Here is a 14,045-nt window from a genome sequence, read left to right as displayed (position 1 = left end):
CAAATCCTGCTCCCGCAACCAACTTTAGAAAATCCCAGAGCAGCCCGCGCAGACTACAATTGATCACCCCGATCAATCGCTTAACGATCAAGCACTTTATAGCGCCACGCCCTTAAATCGACGCGTGAGGAAGAATGGGAGAATAGGGATGACCCTGAATCTATCGCTCTACGTGCTTCTGATCCCAACCCATTAATGGCGCGATATTGGTATTCTTCACCAAGCGTTCCGATCGCTTAAGGCCAATGCCGCGTTCAAACGCAGTCTGTTGGCGTGAAAGCCCTATGATCAGCTTGATCCGTCTCGCAGCAGAGACGAATCAATCCGTGCGCTTCATTCCCATATTCAATCTCCTTTGCGGCAAGATGCCTTGAAAGGAGCGGTATCAACCAATCACACGTCCTAGTTTGTTCAAACCTGTAAAAGTAGTTTTGCGACGTCCAATAGTCCTGCCTGCCCAAAAAGCTCATCAGTGCTCGGTGTAGTATATGAGTTCATGGCATCTGGCTGCAAAGATGACCCTGCATCTAACCAATACCAGTGGTCTAGATTTAGTTTATTGGTATCAGCCGAAAAACCTTCGAAAATGTTCTTGACGTCAACACCTGACACCTTTGAAGTCGACTTGCGCTGCATCATCGCGATTGCTCCGGCGACCAAGGCAGCAGCACCCGATGTGCCCCCAAATTCAGCATATAATCCCGAAGGATCGTCGCGCGCACTTTCTCGTTTCTTCACGGGGCCAGCGAATGTTCCTTCCACGTAGCCCCGCGGTCCTGGAACATCCAAGGAAAGCAACCGTTGTGAGGCAAATAAAATTTCAGGGATATCATCATAAGGTGGTTCGCGCTTTTTGTGCACGTTCTCTACCCAGAAGTCGCCTGCTGAAGCAGCGCGACGGTCCAATCGGATTTGGTATCGGTTATATATTTCTCCGTCATCTGAAGGTGCGACTACGGTCAGATCACCCGAGTAGTTGGAATAACCCGATCGGTAGCCGTTGTAATTGACGGCGCCTACTGAAATGACACCGTTTGCGGGATTGGATGACAAACTAGCCGGGTAAATCAGTTCACTCCTGCCCTCATTACCTGCGGCGCATACAACAGGCGTCTGCTTGCTTACCCATTCTATGACTTTCTCAAGTAGAGCCCAGGATTTTTGGATATCCAAAATATCTTCATGAACTTCTCCCGCCTTGCTTTTGTGAAGGCGGGTCTCTTCATCATCGTCAAAAGAGGTTGGATAGCCGGGCCAATACGAAGGGTCAGCGGCATCGCGCGGAAATAGAATGACATCCACACCTTTCGCTTCTGCATAAAGAAAGGCCGCTATCAGTTCTTCAGGGCTAGGAGATATTGAAGTTGTGATAGGAACTACTTTGCTTAGCGGGTCTACGCCAAAGTAAGGGGCAATATTACCCGCATTGCCGAACTGATCCAATTCATAACTGGTACCGCTCGTCAGGCCGGCACATCCAGTCCCGTGAGCGGCATACCGATCATCATAGGCATCGACGTAACGCTTGACGCCAAAACCGTTACTAATTCTGTTAATTATCTCGGTTTCTTCGGGGTCGAGACCAGGTATGACCAAAGCGCTGATTCCGGTCAAATGTTGTTCTGGTAGCTCGCGGTGTCTGTTTGCTGCAGGATATGCCGATATCTCCTCGTACTTTGCTCCATACGGGTGGCTCGCTAGATCAATTGCGTCATTCCAAATAACTTGATCTGGAGGGGGAAGGGGGGCCTCTGGCGCTTCTAAGTTTGGATGATGCCGGGCCACCCCCATATCAATGAGGCCAATTTTTACATCCCGTCCTGCAAAATCCCATTCGACACCAGTTATCGTCGGGCAAACCTCACCAGATGAGGTGCCAGTTGGTACGGAAATCGCATTGATCGCCACCAGATGCCAAAGATAGTAGTAACGTTTATATAACTCATCGCCAACAGGCATTGGCTCACCTCCCCTTTGTAGCTATCCCAGCCATTCGTCTTGGGCTTCATCCATCAGTTCATCGAGAGCTTCTGTTAGATAAACCACTGTTTTCTTTGCGAGACTTCGTCCTGCAGCTGTATCACTTGGGTAGTGTAGACCTGCCCATTCTCGGTTCTCGGCAATACGCTGGGCGCGATGGAAAAGCGCTATCGTTCCCGGATGCTCTGGAACCAGCCGAGAGAACAGCTCGGCAATCGCGAATGATTGATAAGAATGGTTGGATGGATATGCAGCGTGATACGGTACTGGGATGTAAGGACGGATAAGCGGCTGCACGATGTTTGGTCGAGGTCGGCTGAACCTATTCTTGTAAGTAAGGCCGATCTCGTTGGTGATTTCCAGCAGGATGACCATCAAGGCCTTCGTCGCATCAAATCCGCCCTGCTCGTCAATCCCTAAAGGGGTCAGGTAATCGTCAATTCCGAACTGCGCTTGTGCAACAATTTCGTCGCGACGGCGCACTTGATCTGGCTGTTTCAGTTGCTCCTGAAGCTCCAGCAGATGAGTGGTTTCGTTCAGGCTTTCATCGGGTCCTGGAGGTGGTAGAAGATCAATATTCTCCCAGATTTTCCCGAGAATACTTGTATCAATAGGAATGCCAATTTTACAGAGATCACGCATTTCGCGCCAACCAAATGAGGCATCGCTCCCACCGAAATCGAACTCAGTGCGGTTTCTGTTTCTATTTCGATTCCTATTTCTGTTTCTATTTCGATTCCTGTTTCTATTGCGGTTTCTATTTCTGTTGCGGTTCAGGGCAAAGGATGAAGACTGACCCATCGCAATTACAGCGGCTCCGAGTGCAGACCGGCTTCCAATTTCTGTGGCAACCGAATTAGCTACTTGTTCGTTCCGCTGAAGACGATCTACCAGAGTCATCTCATCAAAAAACAAATTCAATTTTTCAAGTGTTGGATCATCAATTATGTCGTCCTTGATCTCACGAATCGCATTGATGTACGCCCAGAATGTTTGCTGCTGTTCGTCATAGATTAGCGATACAAGTTCATCCCTATTTCGCTCAGGATTGTCCTCTGCGCCCAAGTTCGCCAGCTTTAAAACTTTACACGAAATCAATTCCCCACGCCGAACGAGCATACCGAAGTTGTTGAGAAAACTAACGTAATTCAATGAATCCCCCTCCCTTGATCGAAATACTAAATTTGTTTTGGCAGCCCGATACGGCTCAGACCATCCTCCATAAGTTTTGCGCTGAAGCGGGTTGGAACCGGAAACCAGTCTTCTCGAATACTTGTGAGAGACATGTCTGGCTCCAATTCGACAAGTCGATGTAACGCTTTCTCACCTTTGGTGTGATCGCCCAAGTGACCGTAAGATGCCGCCAGATAGCGCATAACTGCTTTAAACTGTGGTTGTACCGCCATTACGTTTTCGCCAAATTTGACGGCTTGTTCGAAGTCGCCATTTACCAACGAAGCTACGCAGCTTGCGCCGTCGAATAGATGACGATAAGGGCTGTGCCGTCCGATAACCCTAGCTTTGTTCGCGGCCTCCACTGCAAGCCTCGGACGATCGGTATAGCAATAGAGCATCGCAGCAGAATCCCAACACATTGCACGATATGGGCTCAGCTCCAGGGCTCTGTCAGAAAGGTCCTGAGCAATCGAAAACTCGCGGAACACGTAGGAATAGACGTGAGCGACAAGCCCTAAAACGGTCCCGTTATCTGCGTCAGCTTCGACTGCTCGCCTCGCAAGCTCTCGTGCTCTTTCTTCAAGCTCAATGTCCCACGTTCCGTAACGTTCGCCGATTTGGAACGTCGTAAAATATGCTAGCCAGGCCAAGTAAACAGGCTTGGGGTCGATTTCGTAGGCTGCCAATATGTCTGCCTGCAAATGGTCCAAACCGGGTCCGGACATTGTTAGCAAGTGATGGACTGCGGAGATCGCCGTCTTTGCAGCATGATGGGCAGCGGGGTCGCGCATATGACGCCCGTTCACCAATGCCGTGAGGAGCGCATCGGTAGCGTAGCTTACAAAAGCTGCAACGCTGGAGGTTGAGAGCCCAAGAAAGTCGCCCTGATCAGCCACCACATTCTGATTCCAAATAACTTTCCGGTCCTCGGGGCGCATTGCAGTGACAGAAACTTGAAGCATGCTTTCGCAGGCTGACGCTCTGCACTGAAGAAACAAGTCGGGACCAACACCGTGACTGGGGCTAGAGTTGTATGGCCCGGGCACGTTCGGGGTGCGATAGTCCTGAACAATCAGGGCCTCGGTTTCCGAAAGAGATTTTGATAGCTGCTCTGCGACGATATTTGCTACGAAAGAGGCTTTTTCCGATCCCGCTCCCACATCTGAGGCTAGAAGGCCAATTACGAAATTTGTTCTCGTAGTTTCTACCCATGATGCATTAGGCGTTGGCTGAGTTGTGAGATCGGTTTTACTTACTAGACTAGTACCATCTTGGTTGATGCATCGAACCGCAGACCGTTGATGCTGGAGCCAATCCATGAAAGCAGCATTGCGGCAATTGAAACCCTCCAACAGCCTATTATTCGATAGTTCTGCTGCTGGCTCCGTTACGTCTATTTCTAATTCTTGTTGATTGAGGCAAATGAGATCTTTGTCGCGAACTACACTGATTAGGGTTGCCAAACCCGTGTGTTCATTGGTGGCGTCAACGAGCCGCTCCAATAAAGCAGACCTTTCAGAAGTAGACTGGTCCTCCCAAATAATTTCGCCAGCCCGATGCGCTGAAAAAACACCTTGAGAGCAAGCTAAGAGCGAGAGAAGCATTGTCTGCTCGTTGTTTAGGTCCAGCAAAGTGTTTTGGGAGCCCCAATACTTCGGATACCCAATCAATTCGAGACGGGCCTTTGCCAGCGACTCTTGGTCCGAAACCCTGATCACCTTGAATAACTCGAGAGAGTTTCCCAGATTTTTTAGTGTTGGGTAGCCGATGGAGACAAACCGAAAGTCGTTTCCACCCTGAAGCGAATTTCGGACCGCACTGGAGACCAGGACATCACCGGCCGATCCAGCACTTTCGATACGGGCCGCGGTGTTTACGGTATTCCCTATGATTTGGCGGTCTATTTCAAATGTATCACCAACATGCACACCGATCCTGAATCCGCGATCATAGTTCCCGACTTGTGCGGAAAGAGTTTCCTGTACCCTCAACGAGGCTTCTACCGCGACTGAAACACTTCTGAATGTCGCGCAAAAACCATCACCAGCAATACCCGTGACTTCACCTCCAAGAGCGACCACTACTTCACTGGCTAAATTCAGATCCGCGCGAATAGTGGATAGGGTTCGCATTTCAGTTTCGCGAACCGCTAACGAGTACCCACATGCATCAATGAACACGATGGCCATTAGGCGGGCTTCGGGTGTTTTAGTCTTGGAAAACTTTGTCTGGTCTACCCCATATCTTGACCTCAAAGTAAATAGATTAAACGTTTCTAATGCCTAAAATTCGACACCCTGATCGATTGTTTTAAATTAAAAATAACCCCACAGTTAGGGTCAGTAGTACACTAATCTCAGTAACTCGTCGACATTAAACGCGCTCGACATTTGCAATTGCGAACGCAGGTATTTGTTAAGTGCCAGATATAAATAAATAAATTTAGTGGTGGGTGATATGAACTGATACTTTCCGGTCATTGGTAAATGTTAAAGAGGGAAAGCTTCCGCATTACTTCATAAGTGCTTGATTCCGGTGAATAAGAAAGAAACGCACCGTCGCAGCGCGAGATAAGGATGCACATTAAGAGGTCAAAGAGTGAATGCCACTTGAATATCGACAAAAGGCGTTTCTTGACATCTTGTCATTGGCTTCTATTTTTGCATCAACACGTACCAAGACTTCAAGCGCTGCTAATTCATCTTTCTCTATGACAACACAACGGTAAAACCCAAGCGTCGTGTTACAATTGAATTAGATCTTTGGATTTCTACCAATTGAAGCATTGTACTATATTTCGTCAAAATGGATGCTTATCAGTTGAAGTATATTGAACTAACCTAGAACTCCCTCGTTTTTGTTTACAACAAATTTTGCTCCCAAGGTTTGATGACTTGACCCGTTCTCTGGAACGAAGGATGCGCGATGGGCACAGATGGGGAAGCAAGATGCATTCCAGTTTAACGTGTCAGTTCAGTAGCTCGGGAAGTGCCCATCCAGTGTTGGCCGTGCAATTCGGTTGAAGCTTGATGAGGCTATCCCTCATCCAATGAGAGGTATCGTAGTTTCTGCTGAGAAGGACACCAAGCAGCGATGGTCCGCTTATCGAGCCATCTTCATGGGTGGAGAGAGTGACGTCATAGTGTTATCTTTCGAATTCAAACTTTCATCACTGAGCACCTTCGAAGTGCAGGGTTCTCAGTGGCCCCGAGAATCTTTCCGAAACATCTTGTTTCCAATTCGCGAACTAAGAGTTTCGAATTTAGCCGTGGACACATTTTTGCCATAATGCCATCCTGGCACTGTGGGCGGCATGTCTTTATTTTTAGCACTTTCTAGTTTTTCCAACTGGATTTGAGGGGGTTACCTAGTTCGATATGCCGCCCCACGAGCAATCTTCTGATCGTCCAATGAATGAAGCGCATTTTCGGTGGCGTTGATACAATGCGCGTTCAAACCTTTTGTATCGCGCATCTGGGTGTAGTTATGGCGTACCTCGACAGCGCCATTAGATTCTATGGGTGCAGTTTCAGGTATCTTTCCATTGATCGTTGCGCGCCGAATGATGTGCAATCGGCGATGCAGAGGTGCAACAGGTCAAGATAGAAATGCCATCAGAACGACCCCAACTAACGTCCTGAGAGCGGTATCTGAGCAAGTAAGCGCTACCTGGATAGCAAGTTTCCGCAACGTAAACATAAGCTCACTTTTCGCCTTTCAAGACTTGCTCTATGCCGGGTGCAGCATTCCGGTGGGGCCCGATATGAAACTCAGTGCGTTGGAAATCCTTTGCGTCATTTTGGCAAGTGTTGTGGCAGTGGCTGGTTTTGCCGGAGCCGTGAATGCGCTTGTTTCAGCGATCTAATGTAGCACCGCAAAGTTGTAGGGCCTTTAGGCGCATGTTGTCGCGCTCGTGACAACTGTTCTCTCGGGGTGTCGGTGGTTTTATAGTAAGACATTGAAACTAAAAAATTAAAGAAACACCATGCACTTCTTTTTCGTTCATCGTCGACGCCGTCGTCACCCAAAGTGAACAGGTCTAGGGCCCGAAACCAAGCCCGCTTCGTCCAAATCTCGCGGTAGCGGTATTAGATTGAAAGCGTCGCCTCGTATTCCACCTAGCAGAAGGGTTGGCGAGGGGGTCGAGCCAACCCCTCTGAAGGGGATACACGGATCAGTGAAAGTGGTCCGTTGAGCTCAGGTTATGCGATGCGTGTAGGCCCGTATATTGGGGGTTCCCCGTAGTTGGGAAAATTAATCTTTCAGACACATTCCGGACATCTCGCCCAGATACCAAAACGATACGGCGCGCCTAGAAGATGTCTGATGATTTCTTGAGGGGGTACGAGTTTGGCGCGTCGTACCTTGAACCTCGATGATTTCCCAAAAACCTCAAGCGAGGCTGATAACGGTGCCCTGCTTCAAGGACGCATCCGCCGCATCGGCCAGCAACTGAGCCCGCAGCCCATCGATGATACTTGGTGCAAGTTGTCCTGATCCGGACACAGCGGCGATGAAATGGGCCATCTCGGCTTGATAGGCGCCTTCGTAGCGTTCAAGAAAGAAATGCTGGGCGGGGGCTTTGCGGAAACCCGACGGAGTCGCAACCTCAACCGCATTCTCCAACATGTTTTCGGCCCGCAACATGCCCTTCTCGCCATGCACCTCGATGCGCTGATCATAGCCATAGCTGGCGCGGCGCGAGTTGGAGATCTGGCAAATCTTGCCACTGGCCGTCGTCAGGGTTACGGCTGCGGTGTCGACGTCTCCGGCTTTGCCGATCTCGGGATCGACGAGCGATGATCCAACAGCGTAAACGCTAATAGGTTCTTCGCCCAGCAAGAAACGTGCCATATCCAAGTCATGGATCATCATATCGCGGAACAACCCACCCGAGCTTTCGATATAGCTGATCGGTGGCGGCGAGGGGTCGCGGGACAGAATGGTGACAATTTCGACCGCGCCGATCTCACCTTCGGCGATGCGGGATTGAATATTGGCAAAGCTCGGATCAAAGCGGCGGTTGAAGGCCGTCATGAAGGGCACGCCGGTGGCTTCGACCACTTTGATGCAATCGCGGATGCGGTCAGCGGACATGTCCACTGGCTTTTCGCAGAAGATCGCTTTGCCGGCATTCGCCGCTTTATGGATCAGATCGTAGTGGGTGTCGGTCGGAGTACCGATGACGACAGCATCGACATCTTTGCTTTCGATCAGTTCGTCCGCCGACAGGATCTGTGCGCCAGTTTTGTCGGCCAGCATCTGAGCCGGTTCTGTGAATGCGTCCGCCACTGCGCTCACCCGTGCGCCATCAATCTGCCCGATCGAGCGCGCATGAACCTGACCGATCCGCCCGCATCCCAATAGCCCAATATTCAGCATGTCATGCCCCTTTGAACGCTTTCAGTACTCGGCGCGTCGCCTTGACCACCGGTTCATGTGTATCTTTCAGTATTTGAACGCGGTCGAACCTGTCCGGATCGGCATTCACGGCCGTTCGCAGGGCATTCCCAAAGGCCATTCGCAGCTCGGTCCCGATGTTAAATTTGCAGATTTTCGATCCGCGCGCCAGCGTAGCACGCTGCGCAACCGGCACGCCCGAGCCGCCATGGATCACCAGAGGTATATCGGTCACGGCTTCGATGGCGCGGATACGGGTCTCGTCCAGACCGCCCTCTTTGTTCTGCTGCAAATGGACGTTGCCGACCGAGATCGCCATTGCATCCACGCCGGTCTCTCGGGCGAATTGCGCGGCTTCCTCGGGGTCGGTTCCGTCCGAACCTTCACCACCCGAATAGCCGACAAAACCGATTTCCCCCTCGCAGGAGACACCAGCGGCATGGGCCATCTCGGCAATTGCAGCGGTCTCGGCGATATTCTGTTCCAAAGGCTTGCGTGAGCCGTCAAACATGACAGAGGTGAAGCCGCTGTCGATGGCGATGTGGCATTCGTCATGGGTGTAGCCATGGTCCAGATGCGCCACGACGGGCACGCTGGCACATTCGGCCAGATGGCGGAACATCTTGCCCAGAACCGGCAGCGGCGTGTGTTCGCGGCATGATGGGCCGGCTTGCAGGATGATCGGTACGCCTTCGGCTTCTGCTGCGGCCACGTAGGCACGCATGTCCTCCCAGCCCAGCGTCACCAGCCCGGCCACGGCATAGCCGTCGCGCAGCGCGGGTTGCAGCACGTCCGATAATGTCACAAGGCTCATTTGAACTTGGCCACCATGTCCATAATGCCCGGGATCGTATGCAGCTGGGCTGCATGGGTCGGTTGGAAATACTGCTTCAGCGAGCGCTGACTGAGCCCGCCGAGGATGGTGAAATAGTACATTTCATACCCCGGCAAAACTGCGCAGGGGTGATAGCCCTTGTCCAGCAGGATCGTCGAGCCATCCATGATGTGATAGGCATCACCCGGCTTGTTGTCTTCGCGCTGCAGCATCTGGACGCCAGAACCATAGTTGGGCCGGAAGCGGAAATTATAGGTTTCGTCATGGCGGGTTTCGATCATTTCGCCATCGTCGCTTTTGCGGTCGGTGTCATGTTTGTGGCTGGGAAAGCCGGACCAGCCGCCCTGACCCACGGTATAAAGTTCAGACACCAGCAAGCGGCCGACCTTGTCGTGATGGTTCGCGCCCAGAATGTGTTTGATTTTTCGATGGGTTTTGGTGTCGTCCGATCCATACTGCACCAGATCCAGCTCGGGTACGCGGACATCAAAGGGTTCAAGCACACGGTCGAATTTTGCGCCCGCGATGAAGGTTTCGGTTTCATCCGTCATGCAGGTTATTCGAACCTTGGCGCCGACGGGAACGTATACGCCCTCGGGCTCGCCATCCCAGACGTCGATGGTGCGGTTGCCAAGGTTGGTATAGATCGCGCCGTCCACATCGACATCCACGGTACCTGTGGCGGGCACGATGCAGGTCTCATAGCCCGGTACGGCATATTCGAACACCTCGCCCTTTTTCAGTTTGACGATGTTGAAATAGTTTAGCGGCACCAGATCATGGTCGGCATCGACGATAGGTTTGTTCTGGTTGTCATGGGGCGCAATATGCATTTGCGTCTCCTTTCAGGTATCCGTGGAGCCCGGGTGTTGGGCCAGAAATTCGTCAAGTTCGGGCGTCGTCGGCATGGCCCCGGCGCAGCCGGGTTTCGACACGACGATCGACGCGCAGGCCGAACCGCGCAGCACCGCATCGCGCAGGTCATGCCCCGCAGCGATCGAGGCCAGCAGACCGGCCAGAAAACTGTCGCCTGCGCCGTTGGGCTTCACGGCGGTAACCGGGTAGATGCCGGTGCGGACCTCTTGCCCGTCTGCCAGCGTAATGGCCCCCTCATGGCCCATCTTGTAGATCACCATCTTGCCGTTGGCCGCCAATTCGCGGGCCTTGTCTAAACCTTTTTCGATGCCGCCCGCCATAAAGCCGAACTCTTCATCATTGCCTACGATCAGATCGCTTTCATTCCCTGCGCGGGTCAGAACCTCTGAGGCGACTTCGGGTGATGGCCAACTATAGGGGCGGTAATCGATGTCGAAGATCACCGGCAGGCCTGAGGCGCGCGCATTTTCAAACGCGCGGTAGGTGGCCGAGCGTGAGGGTTCCGCAGCAAACACCGTGCCCGCCGTGATCAGGGCTGAGAAGGCGCTGTAGTCGACCTCATCCATATCCGCCTCGGTTACCTGGAAATCAGCGGCGCCGTTGCGGTAGATGACATTCTGAAAGTCTTCGATGCAACTTTCGTAGACAGCCAAGGACGTACGCGCCTCGCCACCCACAGCTCGGACATATCTCGTTTCAACGCCATAGTCGCGCAGCCGGTTCACACAGAACCGCCCCACGGCATCATCCGAGACCGAGGTGACCAGCGCCGCTTGCGATCCCAGCTTCACCAGTCCGGCGCAGATATTGGCGCTTGATCCGCCCAGATCGGCGCGAAACACCTGTGCGTCTTCGCTTTTGGTTCCGACCGGATCCGCAAACATGTCCATTCCGGCCCTGCCGAACACGGCAAAGCGGTTACCTTTTATACCTTCAATCAGAGTCACGTGCGCCCCTCGGTATTGCCTGCCCGCGCGGCATCCAGCACCTCGGGGTAGGGATAGTTCAAGCCCAGCAACTGTCGCAGATCGGGACTTGCCTGATCAAGGAAATCCTGCGGTAGCGCAGCGGGCATATCTTCCATCGGTTTAACCCATTTGGGCAGATACTGGATCAGGATCGCGCTGCGGTCGTGATCCGCTTTGTTCGGCATCGCGCAATGCCACGTTACGCCATAGAACAGAGCAACATCACCAGGCTCACCGGTCATCTGCTCGCATTTGTCATAGAACTTGTCTTCGGGCGTGGGATAACGCAGCTCTTTCTGCGATCCGGGTACATAGCCGGTCGCGCCGCTTTCCTTGGTGAACGGGTCCAGCAAAACCGAGACCTGTGCATTCATCGGAAATGATCCATTCAGACCGACGGGATGCGTTTCGGGGCTGTGAAAGTCCCAATAGGGATAGTCGACATGCGGCTCCTGCCCCGGCCCGCCCGGCAGGATGCGATTAGCAGCGATCGAGCCCATGATGAACTCGGTCCCCAGAAACTTGCGGAGGATCTTCATCAGAACCGGATGCGCAGCCATGCGTGAAAACACGTCGCCCTTAGCCAACAGATTCCAGACCCGCCGCTGCAGGTTCAGTTTGCCATCCTCTTCCGCAGCGCCTTGGAAATGGGTCACTTTCTCGGCCGCTGTTTCGGATTCGGCCATGACGATGGCACGTGCCTCGGCGATCTCTTCAGGGGTGAAAAGGCCCGAGATTGCGACGACTCCATCACCGTTCAGCAATTCATCCACAATGACGTCTGGGTCAGCCGTTTCTGCCTTGAACCGTTTCATCAGATGCCCTTGCGTTGTTTTTCGCGGGTCGATTCCCATTCGACATGAGCATCACGAACCCTCTCGTCAGCCGAAGTGTGGGGTGTTCCAACCTCCCACCATGCATGGCCTTCAGTGGTCCAGCCTTCATAGGCGTCCACGTCCATCACAATCACATAAGTCTTGTCGCTGGCCTTGGCGCGCTTGAACGCTTCGGCCAGTTCTGCCGGGTTCGCGACCTTTTCGCTGGTGGCCCCCATCGAGGCCGCGTGGGCCGCGAAATCAACGCCAAAGGCTTCGGGGATGGTAGGGCAGTCTTCCAGCAGGTTGTTGAAGCTTTCGTTGCCTGTGTTGTTCTGCAGCTTGTTGATGACTGCAAAACCGCCATTGTCCAGCACCAGAACAATCATCTTTTTGCGGCTCAGAACCGAGGAATAGATGTCCGAGTTCAGCATCAGATATGAGCCATCACCGCAAAACGTAATCGTGTCCTTATCCGGCTCACGCTCAGATTGGGCAATGCGCGCGCCCCAAGCGCCTGCGATCTCATAGCCCATGCAGGAAAAGCCGAACTCAACATCAACAGTGCCAATATCCAGCGTGCGCCAGTTGGCGGTGACTTCAGCGGGCAGACCTCCGGCAGCGGCGACCACGCGGTCACGCGGGTCACAGAGTTCGTTCACAACGCCGATGGCTTGAGCATAGGAATTCGGACGGTTCCCGTAAGACACATTTTTGGCCACGTAGGCATCCCACTTACGCCGTTCGACTTGCGCCAGAGCCACCCAGTCGGGCGGGGCGGTATTGTCAACAGCCTGTGTTAGAGCCTGAATCGACAGCTTGGCATCCCCAACAACTGGCAAGGACATGTGCTTACCTGCATCATGCCGCGCAGCATTGATCGAGATGAACTGAGCGTCCTTGGCAAAGGCAGTCCACGAGCCGGTTGTGAAATCCTGCAAGCGCGTCCCGACGGCGACAATCACATCGGATTGTTCCGCAATCGCGTTGGCACTGTCTGATCCAGTGACGCCGATCGGGCCAATGTTCAGCGGATGGGTCGCCAGCATATTGGCGCGGCCCGCGATGGTTTCGACGACCGGAATCTGAAACTTTTCGGCGAATTCGGTCAAATCGGTCACGGCTTTGGAATACTGCACGCCCCCTCCCGCAATGATCATCGGGCGTTTCGCGCCGGCCAAAGCGGTAGCGGCATCGGCGATTTCATGAGCATCGGGAGATTGGCGGCGAATGCGATGCACTTTTTTCTCAAAGAACTTCACCGGGTAGTCATAGGTCCAACCCTGCACATCCTGTGGCAACCCGAGGAACGCCGGCCCGCAATCGCCCGGGTCCAGCATTGTCGCTATAGCGGCGGGCAGAGATTGAATGACCTGTGCCGGATGCGTGATGCGATCCCAATAGCGGCTGACCGGTTTGAAGGCGTCATTCACACCAAACGTCGGGTCATAGTAGTTCTCCATCTGCTGCAGAACCGGATCCGGCAAGCGGGTGATGAAGGTGTCCCCGCACAACATCAGCATTGGCAGTCGGTTCGCATGGGCCAGTCCAGCAGCAGTCAACAGATTCGCAGTGCCGGGGCCTGCGCTAGCGGTGCAGAACATGAATCGCTGACGCAGCCACTGCTTGGCATAGCCTGCAGCGGCGAATCCCATGCTCTGTTCATTCTGTCCGCGATACAACGGCAGTTCATCCCGGACAGTATTCAGTGCCTCGCCCAGGCAGGTCACATTGCCATGACCAAAAATTCCGAAACCCCCGCCACATAGGCGATATTCCTGACCATCGATCTCGATGAACTGGTTCGACAGCCAGCGAATGATCGCCTGCGCCGTTGTCAGGTAAACAGTGTCGTGTTGCGCGGACATGTCTGCGGGCTCCTTTAGGAAAATTATGATGCATTGCCGAATGCAGCTTGCGAGAGTCCTATTCTCACGATACAAGTTTTGCAACCGGTTGCAAATGGTTTTCAAGAAAAAGCGAGGGAGGACGTCG

At 53.0% G+C, this 14,045-nt stretch carries 9 protein-coding genes; all 9 read right to left on the bottom strand.

Annotation, left to right across the window (positions count from 1 at the left end):
* Positions 1–411: 411 nt before the first annotated feature.
* Entirely contained in the window at positions 412–1,959 is a 1,548-nt protein-coding gene (locus ACR0A1_RS17845; RefSeq protein WP_480868631.1) for a S8 family serine peptidase, read from the bottom strand.
* 21 nt (positions 1,960–1,980) lie between these two features.
* Positions 1,981–3,132 (bottom strand): phosphatase PAP2 family protein, encoded by a 1,152-nt coding sequence (locus ACR0A1_RS17840; protein WP_170395034.1) that lies wholly within the window; start codon positions 3,130–3,132, stop codon positions 1,981–1,983.
* Between the two features lie 26 nt (positions 3,133–3,158).
* Positions 3,159–5,345 carry an adenylate/guanylate cyclase domain-containing protein gene (locus ACR0A1_RS17835; RefSeq protein WP_480868629.1) on the bottom strand — a complete coding sequence of 729 codons (2,187 nt, stop codon included), beginning with the start codon at positions 5,343–5,345 and terminating at the stop codon, positions 3,159–3,161.
* 2,203 nt (positions 5,346–7,548) lie between these two features.
* Positions 7,549–8,538 (bottom strand): inositol 2-dehydrogenase, encoded by a 990-nt coding sequence (gene iolG / locus ACR0A1_RS17830; protein WP_480868628.1) that lies wholly within the window; start codon positions 8,536–8,538, stop codon positions 7,549–7,551.
* Position 8,539: 1 nt separating this feature from the next.
* Complete coding sequence (locus ACR0A1_RS17825) at positions 8,540–9,370, bottom strand: class II fructose-bisphosphate aldolase (protein WP_480868626.1); 831 nt, start codon at positions 9,368–9,370, stop codon at positions 8,540–8,542.
* Positions 9,367–10,224: a 5-deoxy-glucuronate isomerase gene (locus ACR0A1_RS17820; RefSeq protein ID WP_170395026.1), complete on the bottom strand. Its 858-nt coding sequence runs from the start codon at positions 10,222–10,224 to the stop codon at positions 9,367–9,369. Before ACR0A1_RS17820 ends, ACR0A1_RS17825 begins: the two co-directional genes overlap by 4 nt.
* A gap of 12 nt (positions 10,225–10,236) precedes the next feature.
* Positions 10,237–11,214: a 5-dehydro-2-deoxygluconokinase gene (gene iolC / locus ACR0A1_RS17815; RefSeq protein ID WP_480706597.1), complete on the bottom strand. Its 978-nt coding sequence runs from the start codon at positions 11,212–11,214 to the stop codon at positions 10,237–10,239.
* A complete protein-coding gene (locus ACR0A1_RS17810; protein ID WP_170395022.1) occupies positions 11,211–12,050 on the bottom strand; it encodes a phytanoyl-CoA dioxygenase family protein in 840 nt (279 codons plus the stop codon). The genes iolC and ACR0A1_RS17810 overlap by 4 nt, the downstream gene beginning before the upstream one ends.
* Positions 12,050–13,918 carry a 3D-(3,5/4)-trihydroxycyclohexane-1,2-dione acylhydrolase (decyclizing) gene (gene iolD / locus ACR0A1_RS17805; protein ID WP_480868623.1) on the bottom strand — a complete coding sequence of 623 codons (1,869 nt, stop codon included), beginning with the start codon at positions 13,916–13,918 and terminating at the stop codon, positions 12,050–12,052. The genes ACR0A1_RS17810 and iolD overlap by 1 nt, the downstream gene beginning before the upstream one ends.
* Positions 13,919–14,045 lie beyond the last annotated feature (127 nt).

Source organism: Ruegeria sp. D6 (genome assembly GCF_056534365.1).
This window is presented reverse-complemented; position numbering and strand designations above follow the sequence as displayed.

What these genes read in the sequence shown, in the direction of transcription:
- ACR0A1_RS17845 (WP_480868631.1), bottom strand. Translation starts at nt 1,959, where the DNA reads ATGCCTGTTGGCGATGAGTTATATAAACGTTACTACTATCTTTGGCAT.
- ACR0A1_RS17835 (WP_480868629.1), bottom strand. Translation starts at nt 5,345, where the DNA reads ATGGCCATCGTGTTCATTGATGCATGTGGGTACTCGTTAGCGGTTCGC.
- iolG (WP_480868628.1), bottom strand. Translation starts at nt 8,538, where the DNA reads ATGCTGAATATTGGGCTATTGGGATGCGGGCGGATCGGTCAGGTTCAT.
- ACR0A1_RS17825 (WP_480868626.1), bottom strand. Translation starts at nt 9,370, where the DNA reads ATGAGCCTTGTGACATTATCGGACGTGCTGCAACCCGCGCTGCGCGAC.
- ACR0A1_RS17820 (WP_170395026.1), bottom strand. Translation starts at nt 10,224, where the DNA reads ATGCATATTGCGCCCCATGACAACCAGAACAAACCTATCGTCGATGCC.
- ACR0A1_RS17810 (WP_170395022.1), bottom strand. Translation starts at nt 12,050, where the DNA reads ATGAAACGGTTCAAGGCAGAAACGGCTGACCCAGACGTCATTGTGGAT.
- iolD (WP_480868623.1), bottom strand. Translation starts at nt 13,918, where the DNA reads ATGTCCGCGCAACACGACACTGTTTACCTGACAACGGCGCAGGCGATC.